Consider the following 14,042-nt stretch of genomic DNA (forward strand, 5'->3'; position numbering starts at 1 on the left):
AAACAAATTGCGGTTACCTAAAGGTAATGATGCCTTGGGAACCTAAATAAAACAAACTAGAAGTCAGATAAATTATGGAATTTACCGCTCAACAAATAGCCCAGTTCGTTCAGGGCCGTGTGGAAGGTGATGAGAACGCAACAGTCAACACCTTCGCAAAAATCGAAGAAGGTAAGGAAGGCGCTATCTCGTTCCTTTCTAACCCTAAATACACTCATTATGTTTACGAAACCAAGTCAAGCATCGTACTCATTGATGAAACCGTAGAATTGGAACATCCTGTCAGCACAACCCTCATCCGTGTGAAGAATGCATACGAGTGTGTGGCTAAGCTCCTGCAGATGTACGAATCCATGAAGCCTAAGAAGACCGGCATCGATCCGCTGGCTTTCGTATCTCCAAAGGCTAAGGTGGCTGAAGGCGTATATGTAGGTGCTTTCGCATATATCAGCGATGGTGCAGAGGTAGGCGAAGGTAGCCAGATTTATCCTCATGCCTACATCGGAGAGGGTGTGAAGATTGGTAAAAATGCACTCATCTATCCGAACGTTACCGTATATCACGGCTGTAAATTAGGCAATAACGTTACGCTTCATGCCGGTTGTGTAATCGGTGCCGACGGATTCGGATTCGCTCCAGGTCCTGAAGGTTACGACAAGATTCCTCAGATTGGTATCGTTACCATCGAAGACGATGTAGAGATTGGTGCCAATACTTGTGTAGACCGTTCTACAATGGGTTCTACCTACGTACGCAAGGGCGTAAAGCTCGACAACCTCGTACAGATTGCCCACAATACCGACATCGGTGCCAATACCGTCATGTCTTCTCAGGTAGGTGTAGCAGGCAGTACAAAGGTAGGCGAATGGTGTATGTTTGGCGGTCAGGTGGGTATTGCCGGCCACATCACTATCGGCGATAAGGTGTTCCTCGGTGCCCAGAGCGGTGTTCCGGGCAGCCTCAAGAGCGGCCAGCAGCTCATCGGAACTCCTCCTATGGAGCAGCGCGCTTACTTCAAGTCTCAGGCTATCTTCCGTCGTTTGCCTGACATGTACAAGGAACTCAACGACCTGAAGAAGCAGATTGAAGAATTAAAGAAAAACAATTAAAAATAATAAGGCACGGATGACACGGATGACGCGGAGGCTAACGCCACTAAGGAATCCGAAGAAAACGCAGAGAAAAAATCCGTGTTATCCGTGCCTAAAAAATGAATATAATTATGTCAAAACAGAAGACACTGAAAGGTAGTTTCTCTCTTTGCGGAAAGGGTTTGCATACAGGCTTGAGCCTCACCGTAACTTTCAATCCTGCACTAGAGAACACCGGTTATAAAATACAGCGCATCGACCTCGAAGGCGAGCCTGTTATCCAGGCTGTAGCTGAGAACGTTGTTGAAACACAGCGCGGTACCGTACTCGGTAAGGGCGATATCCGCGTTTCTACCATCGAGCATGGTATGTCAGCACTCTATGCCCTCGGCATCGACAACTGTCTCATCCAGGTAAACGGTCCTGAGTTCCCTATCCTCGACGGTTCTGCTGCTCCGTATGTAGAGAAGATCCAGAGCATAGGCATCCAGGAGCAGAATGCTGAGAAAGACTACTACATCATCCGTCATAAGATTGAGGTGAAAGATGATAATGGGTCTGTCATCACCATCCTTCCTGACGAGGACTTCAGCATCACAGCCATGTGTTCTTTCGAGAGCAAATTCATCAACAGCCAGTTTGCTACTCTCGAAAAGATGGAGACATACGCAGAGGAGATTGCATCAGCCCGTACCTTCGTTTTCGTACGCGACATCATGCCTCTGCTCCAGGCTAACCTCATTAAGGGTGGTGACCTGGACAATGCCATCGTTATCTACGAGCGCCAGGTAGAACAGGCTCAGCTCGACCAGCTCGCCGACCATCTCAAGGTGCCTCACATGGATGCTAACAAGTTGGGTTACATCCAACACCGTCCATTGCAGTGGGAGAACGAATGTACACGTCATAAACTGCTCGATATCATCGGCGATATGGCACTCATCGGCAAGCCTATCAAGGGCCGCATCATCGCTACGCGTCCAGGCCATACCGTAAACAACAAGTTCGCCCGCCTCATGCGCAAGGAGATTCGCAAGCACGAGATTCAGGCTCCTATCTACGATCCTAACGAGGAGCCAATCATGGATAATATCCGCATCCGTCAGCTCCTGCCTCACCGCTACCCTATGCAGCTGGTCGATAAGGTCATTGCTATGGGTCCTAACAGCATCGTGGGCGTAAAGAATGTAACCAGCAACGAGCCTTTCTTCACCGGTCACTTCCCTGAAGAGCCAGTGATGCCAGGCGTTCTCCAGGTAGAGGCGATGGCACAGTGTGGCGGTCTGCTCGTCCTCAACCAGTTGGAGGAGCCGGAGCGCTGGAGTACTTACTTCATGAAGCTCGATGATGTGAAGTTCCGCAAGAAGGTGGTTCCAGGCGATACCCTCCTCTTCCGTGTAGAACTCCTCGCACCTGTACGTCATGGCATCAGCTCTATGAAGGGCTATATGTTCGTAGGCGACCAGGTGGTGGCAGAGGCTACTTTCACAGCACAGATTGTTAAGAACAAGTAATAATAAAATAGAAATATGAATCAGATTAGTCCATTAGCGTTTGTTCATCCAGAGGCAAAACTCGGTGACAACAACATTATCGGTCCTTTCTGCTATATCGACAAGGACACCGTTTTGGGCGATAACAACGTATTGCAGAACAGCGTTACCATTCACGTGGGCGCTCGCATCGGCAACAATAATGAATTTTTCCCAGGCGCCAGCATCTCTACCAAGCCTCAGGACTTGAAGTTCAAGGGCGAGCAGACAACCTGCGAGGTGGGCGATAACAACAGCATCCGTGAGAACGTTACTATCTCTCGTGGTACAGCCTCTAAGGGCAAGACCGTAGTAGGCAGCAACAACCTCCTGATGGAGACCGTTCACATAGCTCACGACTGCGTGCTCGGCAGCGGCTTGATTATCGGCAACTCTACCAAGTTTGCCGGTGAGGTGGTAGTAGACGACAACGCCATCGTCAGCGCCAACGTTCTCGTTCACCAGTTCTGCCATATCGCAGGTTACGTGATGATCCAGGGCGGTTGCCGTTTCTCTCAGGATATTCCTCCTTACATCATTGCCGGCAAGGAGCCAACCCGCTACTGCAGCATCAACCTCATCGGTCTGCGCCGTCGCGGTTTCAGCAGTGAGACCATCCAGAACATCCACGAGGCTTACCGCCTGCTCTACAGCAAGGGTATATTGAAGGAAGGTATCGAGGAAATCAAGAAGAATCTTGAGATTACCAAGGAGATTCAGTACATTATCGACTTCGTAGAGAGTTCTCAGCGAGGCATTATCCGATAAAAGTAAAAGGGTAAAAAAGTAAAAAGGTAAAAAGAGCATCCTTGCATAGGTTTATGAAACGAGCAAGGATGCTTTTTTCTTGAATATAAAGAATGATATATGAAAACATTGATTGTGGTCTTAGGTCCTACCGGTGTAGGTAAAACGGAGCTTTGCCTTTCACTGGCAGAGCATCTCGCTATACCTATCATCAATGCCGACTCCCGCCAGATTTTCGCCGAACTCCCTATAGGAACCGCAGCCCCTACTGCCGAACAGCAGCAGCGGGTGAAGCATTATTTCGTAGGAAACCACCACATCGAAGACTATTACAGCGCTGCCCAATACGAGGCTGATGTAATGAATCTCCTGCAGGAAGATATCTTCAAGAATCACGATGTGGCGCTGCTTACAGGCGGCAGCATGATGTATATCGATGCTGTATGCAAAGGAATCGACGACATCCCTACAGTTCGTGACGACATCCGCACTTGGATGAAACAGCGGCTGGAAGAGGAAGGGCTGGAGGCACTGGTAGAAGAACTCCACAAGATGGATCCGGAGCACTGGGCGATAGTAGACAGGAAGAATCCACGCCGCGTGGTTCATGCCCTGGAAATCTGCCATCAGACCGGCAAGACTTATACTTCTTTCCGCACATCCGAAAAGAAGCAGCGCCCTTTCCGCATCATCAAGATAGGTCTGAACCGCGACAGAACTGAACTCTACGACCGCATCAACCAGCGTGTACTGATGATGATGGACGAAGGTCTGGAGGCAGAAGCACGCAGCGTATATCCACACAAGGGCCTCACTGCCTTGAGAACCGTGGGCTACAAGGAAATGTTTGCCTATTTCGATGGCGAGATAGATAAGGATGAAGCCATCCGCCAGATACAGTCGCATAGCCGTGAATACATGCGCAAGCAGCTTACCTGGTTTAAGCGGGATACCACTATCCAATGGTTCCATCCAGACCAGCAAGAAGAAATCCTTGCGTATATAGATAAAGAAATAGGATAACTCTTAGTCCCTTTTTACTAAGAGTTATCCTAAAGTAAGGCTTGACCCCTTATTTTAAGGGGTCAAGTGGGTAAACTTATTGATTTTCAAACACTTAACATACATAATACGGTAAAGCATCGTAACAAGGTAGTAAACTAACTGATTTTCAGATATTTAACACACATAAAACCGTAAAACGCGGTAGATGGGTATCAGCAGATAAAGAGGAAAAGCTGATATCCATCCCTCTATATCCAATCAAGAATCTCCTTGAAATATGAGATGCGGCGGAGTTTCGGGTGTTCATACTCTTCAGTCTTCTCATGCGCCCAAATAGATTGGGCAGGAATATGGATGGCAGAACAGCCGATGCTCAGCGCAGGAGCAATATCACTCTTGAAACTGTTACCCACCATGACGAGTTCTGAAGGCTGGACATCCAGTTCCCTGCAGAGGCGGCGGTAAGCTTCAGGCTTTTTATCACTCACAATACTTACCACATCAAAATAACGCTGCAAACCCGAGCGCCATAATTTATTCTCCTGATCCTGCAACTCTCCCTTCGTAAAGACGGCAAGTTTCAATCCCCTGCCCTCTTTCTTCTTTTCATGCAGCAGAGCCAGCGTCTCCTCTACCCCCTCCAGCGGTTTGGCATCAAGATGCAGCAGACTCTTTCCCAGCCCTATAATCTGAGCAATCACATAGGCAGAAACCTTGCCCTTACTTACCTTCACGGCATTCTCTACCAGCGAAATGGTGAAAGCCTTGCAGCCATACCCCAAGTCAGCCATATTACCACTTTCCGTCTCCAGAAGAGCGGCAGAGATTTCTTTCTCTTTTCCGTATTCAGAAAGAAGTTCGCAATATTCATGCTCCACCTCTTCGAAATATTCCTGTAATGCCCAGAGCGTATCATCAGCATCGAAGGCTATCGCCCTGATATCTTTAAATCTATCCATTTTCATGTTTGTTATGTTTTACACCTTATTATATATAGGCGTTCTGACTGCAAAGATACTACTTTCTTTCAGAAAAACAGAAGAAAAATCGTTTTTAACAAGAATGTAACATCTGTTTAAATAGCCTGTAACATTTCCTACGTACTTTTGCAGCCGAAAAGAAGGAGAAAATGGATAACTCCCGCAAATAAGGGAAAGAAATGTCCCCCACAAAGTAAACAATAACAATAAACATTAAGATAATAATGGGTACAATTTATTTATGTATTGTGATCTTCCTGCTCTGTCTGGCAGTGTTTGATCTCTTCGTAGGAGTCAGCAACGATGCTGTTAACTTCCTGCAATCTGCCATCGGAGCAAAGGTGGCTAAATTTCGCACGGTGCTGATTATCGCATCCTGCGGTGTGGTTCTCGGAGCCATCATGTCATCGGGAATGATGGATATCGCCCGCCATGGTATCATGAGTCCTGACCACTTTACATTCGAAGAAGTGATGACGCTCTTCCTGGCGGTCATGGTGACTGATGTCATCATCCTGGATGTGTTCAACACCTTAGGTATGCCAACCTCTACTACCGTCTCTCTGGTATTCGAGTTGCTGGGTGGTGCTTTCATCCTCGCAACATTGAAGATGTATGGAGACGACAGCCTCAACTATGGCGTATTGCTCAATAGCAACAAGGCGTTGGAGGTAATTATGGGTATCTTCTCATCTGTCATCATCGCCTTCGTGTTTGGTGCCTTTGTGATGTGGCTTTCCCGTATCATTTTCACCTTCAACTACCGCAAGCACAGCCGCTACAGCATCGCCATCTTCGGTGGTATCGCCTTTACAGCCCTCTCTTACTTCATCTTTATGAAGGGTTTGGGCAAGAGTCCTTACTTGCCTGCTGAGGTGCGCGATTATATCGACCAGAATCTCGGTTTCCTCATCTGCATCACCTTCGTGGTATCTGCTGTTGTAATGGAATTCCTGCACCTCTGCCGTGTCAACATCTTCAAGTTTACGGTGCTGATGGGTACTTTCGCCCTGGCTATGGCTTTCGCTGGTAACGACTTGGTAAACTTCATCGGTGTGCCTCTGGCTGGTCTCTCTTCTTATCAGGACTATATGGCAAATGCCAACGGTGCAGCGCCAGACCAGTTTATGATGACTTCATTGATGGAGAGCGCCAAGACCACTCCTGGCTTCCTGCTTGCTGCCGGTGCCGTGATGATTATCGCCATGGCGACATCCAAGAAAGCACAGAACGTAATCAAGACTTCTGTTGACTTGAGCCGTCAGGATGAGGGCGATGAGATGTTCGGCAGTTCTTCTGCAGCCCGCGTGATTGTACGCAACTGCCAGGCTACAGATTCATGGTTGAAGCAGTTTATGCCAAAGGCGCTGATGAACTGGATAAACAGCCGTTTCGACAAGAATAATGTTGAACTCGAGGAGAGTGCTGCTTTCGACGTGGTTCGTGCAGCCGTAAACCTGGTACTTGCTTCTATGCTGATCACCATCGGTACCAACCTCAAGTTGCCTCTCTCTACCACCTACGTTACCTTCATGGTAGCTATGGGTTCTTCACTTGCTGATAGAGCATGGAGCCGCGAGAGTGCCGTATTCCGTGTAACAGGTGTATTGAGTGTAATCGGTGGTTGGTTCATCACAGCCGGTGTAGCTTTCGCAGCCTGTGCCATTGTTTGTATCATCATGCACTTCGGTGGTGTGGGCATCCAGGCTTGCTTCATGGGCTTGGTTATCTACCTGCTCATTCGCAGCAACATCAAGTATAACAAGAAGGCTAAGGAAGAGGGCAAGAGCAGTACATTCCAGCTGATGATGCGTTCCCGCGACCCGGAGATTGTATGGGATTTGCTTCGCCGTCAGGTTTCACGCACCCAGTCTTACGTCTGCCACTTCGCCCTGAACGAGTTCAACCAGATTATGGATGGTCTTACCAACGAGAATACCCGCGACCTTCGTCATGCTAACAAGGAACTGAAGAAGGAACAGGATATGCTGAAGAAGTTCCGTCGCCAGGAGATGCTCGGTTTGAAGAAATCGCCTATCGAGATTGCCATCGAGCGCAACACCTGGTTCCATCTGGGCGCCAACAGCAACCAGCAGTTTATCTACTCTCTGCGCCGTATGCTCGACCCGATCAAGGAACATGTTGACAACAACTTCAATCCGCTTCCAGCTGAATACATCAAGGAGTTTGCTCCTGTACGCCAGAAGATCAACGACCTGATGCGCATGAGCTGCGAACTGATTGAAACTGGCAGATATGACAGCTATCGCGAAATTCTTGCCGAGGCAGATGCCTGCAAAGACGAGCTTTCTGTTCTCCGCAAGAAGCATATCGACCGCATCCAGCACATGACTGACAATACGCTGATGCAGATTTCTCTAGTTTATCTCAACGTACTGCAGGAGAGTCAGGAATTCCTGAGTGTGATGAGACATCAGTTAAGAGCTGCAAAGAAGTTTATGGAAAAGTAAATTTTCTCTGACATCTTGTCACGAAACTACTTTTTGGTATATCTGTTGCATGATGACAGATGACAGCGGATAACAAGAGTGTTATTTTGCTATCACAATATAATCTGAAAAGGTTAGTTTCTCATAGGTTAAGATTGTTAGGTTTAGTTTTTAGAAAAAAGTTTTAGGTTTTTAGTTAGATAAGGGCTTCAAGTGCTAGTGATTAGTATTTGGAGCCATTTTTTTGCACAAATATTTGGCTATTAGGAAGAAAAGTTGTAATTTTGCAGCCGATTTCTGAAAAGAATCATCATATTCAATAACCCGAGTGCTTGGTAAACCTCGTAAAAAACAAGAAAATGGACAAGAAAAAAACTCAAGTGAGCGTGCTGTTTATGCTTTTCAGCATCCTCTTCTGCGTTTGCCTGATTGCAGCAAACGTACTCGAAACAAAGCAAATCGCCTTCGGGCCAGTTTCCCTTACCGGTGGACTCATCGTATTCCCTGTAAGCTACATCATCAATGATTTGGTATGCGAAGTATGGGGCTATCAGAAAGCGCGTCTGTTGATCTGGACCGGCTTTGCGATGAACTTCTTCTTCGTGGCACTGGGTGCTATCTGCGATGTAATTCCTGCAGCACCTTATTGGACCAACGATGCCGGTTTTCATGCCATCTTCGGTCTGGCACCCCGCATTGCAGCAGCCTCTTTCGTAGCCTTCATCATCGGTTCATTTGCCAATGCCTATGTGATGAGCGTGATGAAAATCCGCGATGGTGGCAAGCATTTCTCTGCCCGTGCCATCCTCAGTACCATTGCAGGTGAGAGTTGCGACAGTCTTATCTTCTTCCCACTTGCCCTGGGCGGTGTGGTGCCTGCATCAGAATTGCCTTGGCTCATGCTCTGGCAGGTGATACTGAAGACTGCCTACGAGATTGTGGTACTGCCTCTGACCATCCGTGTAGTGAAATACGTGAAGAAGCATGAAGGTGAAGATACATACGACAATAACATCTCCTACAATGTATTCAAGATCTTCAGCCTCGGCTAAAAGACATCAGTAAATTTCAAACATTAAAACATTACCAAGCGTGGATAGAAAAGAAGACGGTCTTCAGGCATTAGGTGCCAAGACTACATATAGAATGGATTATGCGCCAGAGGTGCTCGAAACTTTCGTGAACAAGCATCCTGGCAATGATTACTGGGTACGTTTCAACTGCCCTGAGTTTACATCACTCTGCCCTATTACGGGTCAGCCAGATTTCGCAGAGATTCGCATCAGCTATATTCCTGACGTAAAGATGGTAGAGAGCAAGAGTCTGAAACTTTATCTCTTCAGTTTCCGCAATCATGGCGACTTCCATGAAGACTGCGTGAACATCATCATGAAGGATCTCATCAAGCTGATGGATCCTAAATATATAGAGGTAACAGGCATCTTTACTCCTCGTGGCGGCATCAGCATCTGGCCGTATGCCAACTATGGCAAGCCAGGCACCAAATACGAGAAACTGGCAGAACAGAGATTCGCTACTCACGAATAAAAACAAGAAACCTCGGAAGATTGCTTTTATGCATCTTCCGAGGTTTTTATTGTTTATAGCTGATGTCATTATGGGAACTGAGGATAATCCTCGAAGCGAGGCTTGCGTTTCTCCAGGAACGCCTTGCCGCCCTCCTGAGCCTCATCCATCGTATAATAGAGCATCGTGGCATCGCCAGCCAACTCCTGAATACCAGCCTGACCATCCAGTTCGGCATTCAAGCCAGCCTTGATCATACGGAGTGCCAGAGGCGAACGCTCCATCATGATTTCAGCCCACTCTACACAGGTATCTTCCAACTGGTCGAGAGGCACCACCTTGTTCACCATTCCCATCTGTTCAGCCTCCTTGGCAGAATACTGCTTGCAGAGGAACCAGATTTCGCGTGCCTTCTTTTGTCCCACCATTCGTGCCAGATAAGAAGAACCGAAACCGGCATCAAAACTTCCCACCTTAGGACCGGTCTGCCCGAAGATGGCATTCTCTGAAGCGATGGTCAGGTCGCACATCACATGAAGCACATGACCGCCACCGATGGCATAACCATTTACCATAGCGATGACCGGCTTTGGCAAACGGCGAATCTGCATCTGTACATCGAGCACATTCAGGCGAGGTACACCATCATTACCTACATAACCGCCTCGGCCCTTTACATGCATGTCACCACCTGCACAGAATGCCTTATCACCAGCACCCGTCAGGATGACAACACGGATATCCAGACAGTCGCGGCAATAGTTGAATGCCTGCGCCATCTCCCAAGTGGTCAACGGCGTGAAGGCATTACGGTAGCGCTCACGGTTGATGGTAATCTTAGCGATATGATTATACTCCTCGAAGATGATTTCCTTGAAATCAAAACCTTCTATCTTCTTCCATTCTCTCATTTTACTTTGAACTTTATGATTACTATTTATCTTATTCTTTTGACAGAACTATCAGTTATAGTTCCTTACAGGTCCTCTATCAGCACTTCTGGATGGCTTCCAGCATCTCATTATCTACATCCATATCGGTGAAAACCTCCAGAAGCATCGGGCGCTCGCTCTCGGCATGAATCAATTGGCTGATGCCCTGTTCCATCTCTTCCATCGTATGAGCTGCGAGATATTTTACCTCATTCTGACTACAGATTCCTTCAGCCGTTGCATGATGCTTTGCCATTACCATTTCTTCGCGAGCCTGACTCTCCTTTAATCCCTGGAACTTGCCAAAGATGGCACCGCCACCATTATTGAGCACGATGATACGGAGTTTGCCATTCAGATTTCTATTCCAGAGCGCATTCTGGTCATAGAAGAAACTCAGGTCGCCGAGAACGCAGTATACATGCTTATCAGACTTGTTCTTGCACATCGAGAAACCTACAGCCGTAGAAAGAGAACCTTCTATGCCGTTCACACCACGATTGCAGTAAACATGGCGGTCGGCATACAGATTCATCAACCGGATGGCAGAACTGTTGCCGGAAATGACGCTGCTCATCAGACCAGGAAGGAAAGTATCGAATTTGCGGTCATAGATACCATCGTCATGAGCATCTTTACCGCCTAAGGTGAACGCTTTGAAATCCTGAGGCTCAACCTTCTGAAGCTGGCAGAAGAATTCCTTTACGGTAGCCAGACTGCTGAACTCAGGCTTGAAGTTCTCTTTGCGTTCATAGCTTTTAGCCAACGCATCCATCCACAATTTGCGATAATCCTTCCAGTGGTTGTGCCAGCCAAAATTATCCAACCATGACATAGCATCACTGTTTGGCAAATCCATCACTTTAGTAAGATGCATGAACGTATCTTCGATATCAGCCTCTTGCGAGATTCTTATCTGCTCAATTCCTTTAAGCGAACGCAGATAAGATTTCAGCTTCTTGCTCACAATATGTCCACCTATATAAACCACCAGGTCAGGACAGAATCTTTCATCGTCCTTTATTTCATCCATCAAATTCTCGAAAGCGCCATACATGGTGGTTTTATTCCAATCTTCTCCCAGTTCTTCCTGAACCTTATATAGATAAGGTGGCATTGCCAGAGATTCCCATAATATAGGCATCCGGTCAATATAAGCCAACAAGTCTACATATTTTTCGGTATTGTCCAACTGTCCTATTACCAACAATGGACGTTTGGCTTTTAACACACATTCAAAAGGGGTCTCTTCAAATGTGTCAATATTTGCCCTGCAGTAAGCAACCTCTATCTTGCGCTCAACGGGCAAAGCTTCTTTCGTAAACGAATAGAAAGGCTCAGAGATAGGTACATTGATGTGTACAGGTCCCTTTACCCGCCCCATGCTTTTCAACAGCGCTTCGTTGACCAGCCGGTTGCAATACCAATGCATCTTTTCCTGCTGCTCACCAGCGAACACTTCTGGCAGAGATACCGCTTTTCTTACCATCTGCCCCAAAGCATCAGGCTGAGGAAGCGTCTGACCATCCAGCTGGTTGATCCACTGTGCCGGTCTGTCGGCAGAAATCACTATGAGCGGGATTTGCTGATAATAAGCCTCAGCTACTGCCGGATAAAGATTGAGCAATGCAGAACCCGAAGTCACACACACTACGACAGGCTGATAACCTTCAGCCATAGAAAGTCCAAGAGCTTGGAAGCCGGCGCTACGTTCGTCGGTTACAGGATAGCAAGTGATGTCTTCACACTCGTTGAGATTGTGAACTATGGCTGCATTTCTGCTGCCCGGACACACCACAGCATGGCGAACACCATGCGCTACCAGTAAACTTGTCAAAATATTGACGTTTTCTTTATTGCTATACATTTCACCTTATTTTTCAGGTTATTTTTATGTTTTCAGATTCTTGAAGAGCCTTTGTCTTTTAGCATTATAAAATCAGAATGAATCCCTATCATTTCTCTGCAAGACCTTTACAGGACCGACAGGATGGTCTGCATCTTAGCTTCAGTTTCCTTCCACTCCTTCTCCATCTCGCTTTCCTTCAGCAATCCGCCTCCGGCATAGAGTTCGCAAGAGCCGTCATCCAGGATGTTCATGCAGCGCAGGGAAACATAGAGATGCGTCTTACCTTTCGGCGAAATCGGTCCCACAAAACCACTGTAGTATTTGCGCGACTGATGTTCATGCTGCAGGATAAACCGGCGAGCTTCATCCTTCGGTATTCCGCAGACGGCAGGCGTAGGATATAAGGCATCGAGCACATCGCCCAGACGCCCCGTATCATGCAGACGGAAAGCGATGTCGGTACGGAGATGATAGAGATTGGCAGCCATCGTGGTATAAGGTCCCTTCTTCTGATAATCATCCGAAAAGGCCTTGATGCAATCCTCGATATAATCGGTTACATACTGCTGTTCCTCTCTGTTCTTCTCCGACCATTCTATCCCTTCTACCGGATAATCGGCTACGGTCTTGGAAGGTTCAGCCTTTTGGGTGCCTGCCAGCGACATGGTTGCCATCTGATTCTGTTCACCTTTAAGCAGAATTTCAGGTGTAGCCATCAGCCATAAACCCGATTGGGGTGTATAAATCAAGGCTACAAAAAGACGGGAATACATCCGGCAGGTCTTCAGAAACAGAGCCTTTAAAGAGTCTGAATCCTGCACAACTGAAGCATTGGCTGTATTCTGCACATCTGAAGGCTTGCCGGCATCTTGCACTGCTGAAGTCTGGACTGATTCTAAAGACTGCCGATTGCTCTGAATACGCAGTTTTCTTGCCAGAACAATCTTGCTGAATTTACCTTCAGAGAGCTGCCGGTGAAAGCATTCAAACTCCCTTGCATAGGCTTCAAAATTACGTCCCGACGTAGATTCTGCTACGTCCCGACGTAAATCCTGCTGCGTCACGACGTAGGAAGTGCCGCATCGCGATGCATTTTCAGCCCCCTCGGCAGAGAGAAGTTTGCTTTCATCCGGATGCATTAACACCACGGGACATTCGCTGGATGGCGCGAAAGGAGCTATCACGAAACCTTCCTTGCCATTCAGTTCTGCCACAGAAGAGAGTACCTCAGGTTCTCCCTCATGCTGAGCCACATAGGTAGCATGGTGCAGATAAGGCAGACGATAATACGCAAAAGCTATCATACCTTAGTTTCTGCCCCTTTTTTCGGATTATCTTTCTTTGGAGTGAACACATAGTTGGTTACCTGTACGGTACAGATTACCTCACCAGCCGTATTCTTGATATCCACCTGCCAGGTATGCAAGGTTCTGCCCTTGTGCACAATCTTGGCAAAGGCAGTAACCGTATCGCCCTCGCTGACCGCCTGAACGTGAGTACCGTTCACGTTGATACCCACGGCAATCTGTCCCGGACAGAGCGCCAGGGAACCGATACCCGCCACATTCTCGGCAAGAGCCAGAGAAGCACCTCCACTCAAGAAGCCGAAAGGTTGGCGATTACGCTCATCTACCTTCATCGTTGCCTGAAGCGTATCAGGCTCAGGGGTAGAAATGAAATGCATTCCGAGGGTCTTGGATAATCCATCAGTCTTGCTGATTCTTTTTACTAATTCATCTATGTTCATCTTATTATCTCCTATTTTTCGTATTTTGTTATTGATTCAGAGCTATTCGTTTTCTCTTCGCTCCAAAGTATGTTTCTGATAAACTCAACGCAAAGGTAAGACTTTCTTTAGAGAAAACAAAATTTATCGCACTTTTTATTTGATGAAGGGCAAACTTTACATACCTTTTCCTTTCTTTAATA

General features: G+C 47.2%; 12 protein-coding genes. 7 read left to right on the forward strand and 5 right to left on the reverse strand.

Annotation, left to right across the window (positions count from 1 at the left end):
* Window positions 1-74: 74 nt before the first annotated feature.
* The 4 genes from lpxD (at window position 75) to miaA (ending at window position 4,393) form a co-directional block, all read left to right on the forward strand.
* Entirely contained in the window at window positions 75-1,109 is a 1,035-nt protein-coding gene (gene lpxD, locus F7D47_RS00065) for a UDP-3-O-(3-hydroxymyristoyl)glucosamine N-acyltransferase (RefSeq protein WP_118253930.1), read from the forward strand.
* 113 nt (window positions 1,110-1,222) lie between these two features.
* Window positions 1,223-2,605, forward strand: a complete 1,383-nt coding sequence (locus tag F7D47_RS00070; protein WP_437181633.1) for a bifunctional UDP-3-O-[3-hydroxymyristoyl] N-acetylglucosamine deacetylase/3-hydroxyacyl-ACP dehydratase — start codon at window positions 1,223-1,225, stop codon at window positions 2,603-2,605.
* Window positions 2,606-2,620: 15 nt separating this feature from the next.
* Complete coding sequence (gene lpxA / locus F7D47_RS00075) at window positions 2,621-3,391, forward strand: acyl-ACP--UDP-N-acetylglucosamine O-acyltransferase (RefSeq protein ID WP_153086383.1); 771 nt, start codon at window positions 2,621-2,623, stop codon at window positions 3,389-3,391.
* 99 nt (window positions 3,392-3,490) lie between these two features.
* The gene (gene miaA, locus F7D47_RS00080; RefSeq protein ID WP_153086384.1) at window positions 3,491-4,393 is read left to right on the forward strand and encodes a tRNA (adenosine(37)-N6)-dimethylallyltransferase MiaA; all 903 of its coding nucleotides are present in this window, start codon (window positions 3,491-3,493) and stop codon (window positions 4,391-4,393) included.
* A 230-nt stretch (window positions 4,394-4,623) separates the two neighbouring features.
* Here miaA and F7D47_RS00085 read toward each other — a convergent pair whose 3' ends face one another.
* Window positions 4,624-5,340 (reverse strand): HAD family hydrolase, encoded by a 717-nt coding sequence (locus F7D47_RS00085; protein ID WP_118151060.1) that lies wholly within the window; start codon window positions 5,338-5,340, stop codon window positions 4,624-4,626.
* 239 nt (window positions 5,341-5,579) lie between these two features.
* On the opposite strand from F7D47_RS00085, the gene F7D47_RS00090 reads away from it, so the two are divergent.
* The 3 genes from F7D47_RS00090 (at window position 5,580) to queF (ending at window position 9,353) form a co-directional block, all read left to right on the forward strand.
* Window positions 5,580-7,826, forward strand: a complete 2,247-nt coding sequence (locus F7D47_RS00090; protein WP_153086385.1) for an inorganic phosphate transporter — start codon at window positions 5,580-5,582, stop codon at window positions 7,824-7,826.
* Window positions 7,827-8,164: 338 nt separating this feature from the next.
* Window positions 8,165-8,857 (forward strand): queuosine precursor transporter, encoded by a 693-nt coding sequence (locus F7D47_RS00095; protein WP_153086386.1) that lies wholly within the window; start codon window positions 8,165-8,167, stop codon window positions 8,855-8,857.
* A gap of 40 nt (window positions 8,858-8,897) precedes the next feature.
* Window positions 8,898-9,353: a preQ(1) synthase gene (queF, locus tag F7D47_RS00100; RefSeq protein WP_006847219.1), complete on the forward strand. Its 456-nt coding sequence runs from the start codon at window positions 8,898-8,900 to the stop codon at window positions 9,351-9,353.
* A 68-nt stretch (window positions 9,354-9,421) separates the two neighbouring features.
* Here queF and menB read toward each other — a convergent pair whose 3' ends face one another.
* From menB to F7D47_RS00120, 4 genes are all read right to left on the reverse strand, one after another.
* Window positions 9,422-10,243 (reverse strand): 1,4-dihydroxy-2-naphthoyl-CoA synthase, encoded by an 822-nt coding sequence (gene menB / locus F7D47_RS00105; RefSeq protein ID WP_153086387.1) that lies wholly within the window; start codon window positions 10,241-10,243, stop codon window positions 9,422-9,424.
* A 79-nt stretch (window positions 10,244-10,322) separates the two neighbouring features.
* Entirely contained in the window at window positions 10,323-12,131 is a 1,809-nt protein-coding gene (gene menD / locus F7D47_RS00110; RefSeq protein WP_153086388.1) for a 2-succinyl-5-enolpyruvyl-6-hydroxy-3-cyclohexene-1-carboxylic-acid synthase, read from the reverse strand.
* Between the two features lie 107 nt (window positions 12,132-12,238).
* Complete coding sequence (locus F7D47_RS00115) at window positions 12,239-13,417, reverse strand: chorismate-binding protein (protein ID WP_153086389.1); 1,179 nt, start codon at window positions 13,415-13,417, stop codon at window positions 12,239-12,241.
* Entirely contained in the window at window positions 13,414-13,860 is a 447-nt protein-coding gene (locus F7D47_RS00120; protein WP_153086390.1) for a PaaI family thioesterase, read from the reverse strand. Before F7D47_RS00120 ends, F7D47_RS00115 begins: the two co-directional genes overlap by 4 nt.
* Window positions 13,861-14,042: the final 182 nt, after the last annotated feature.

Source organism: Segatella copri (assembly GCF_009494835.1).
In the GTDB taxonomy this organism is placed as follows: Bacteria; Bacteroidota; Bacteroidia; order Bacteroidales; family Bacteroidaceae; genus Prevotella; species Prevotella copri_F.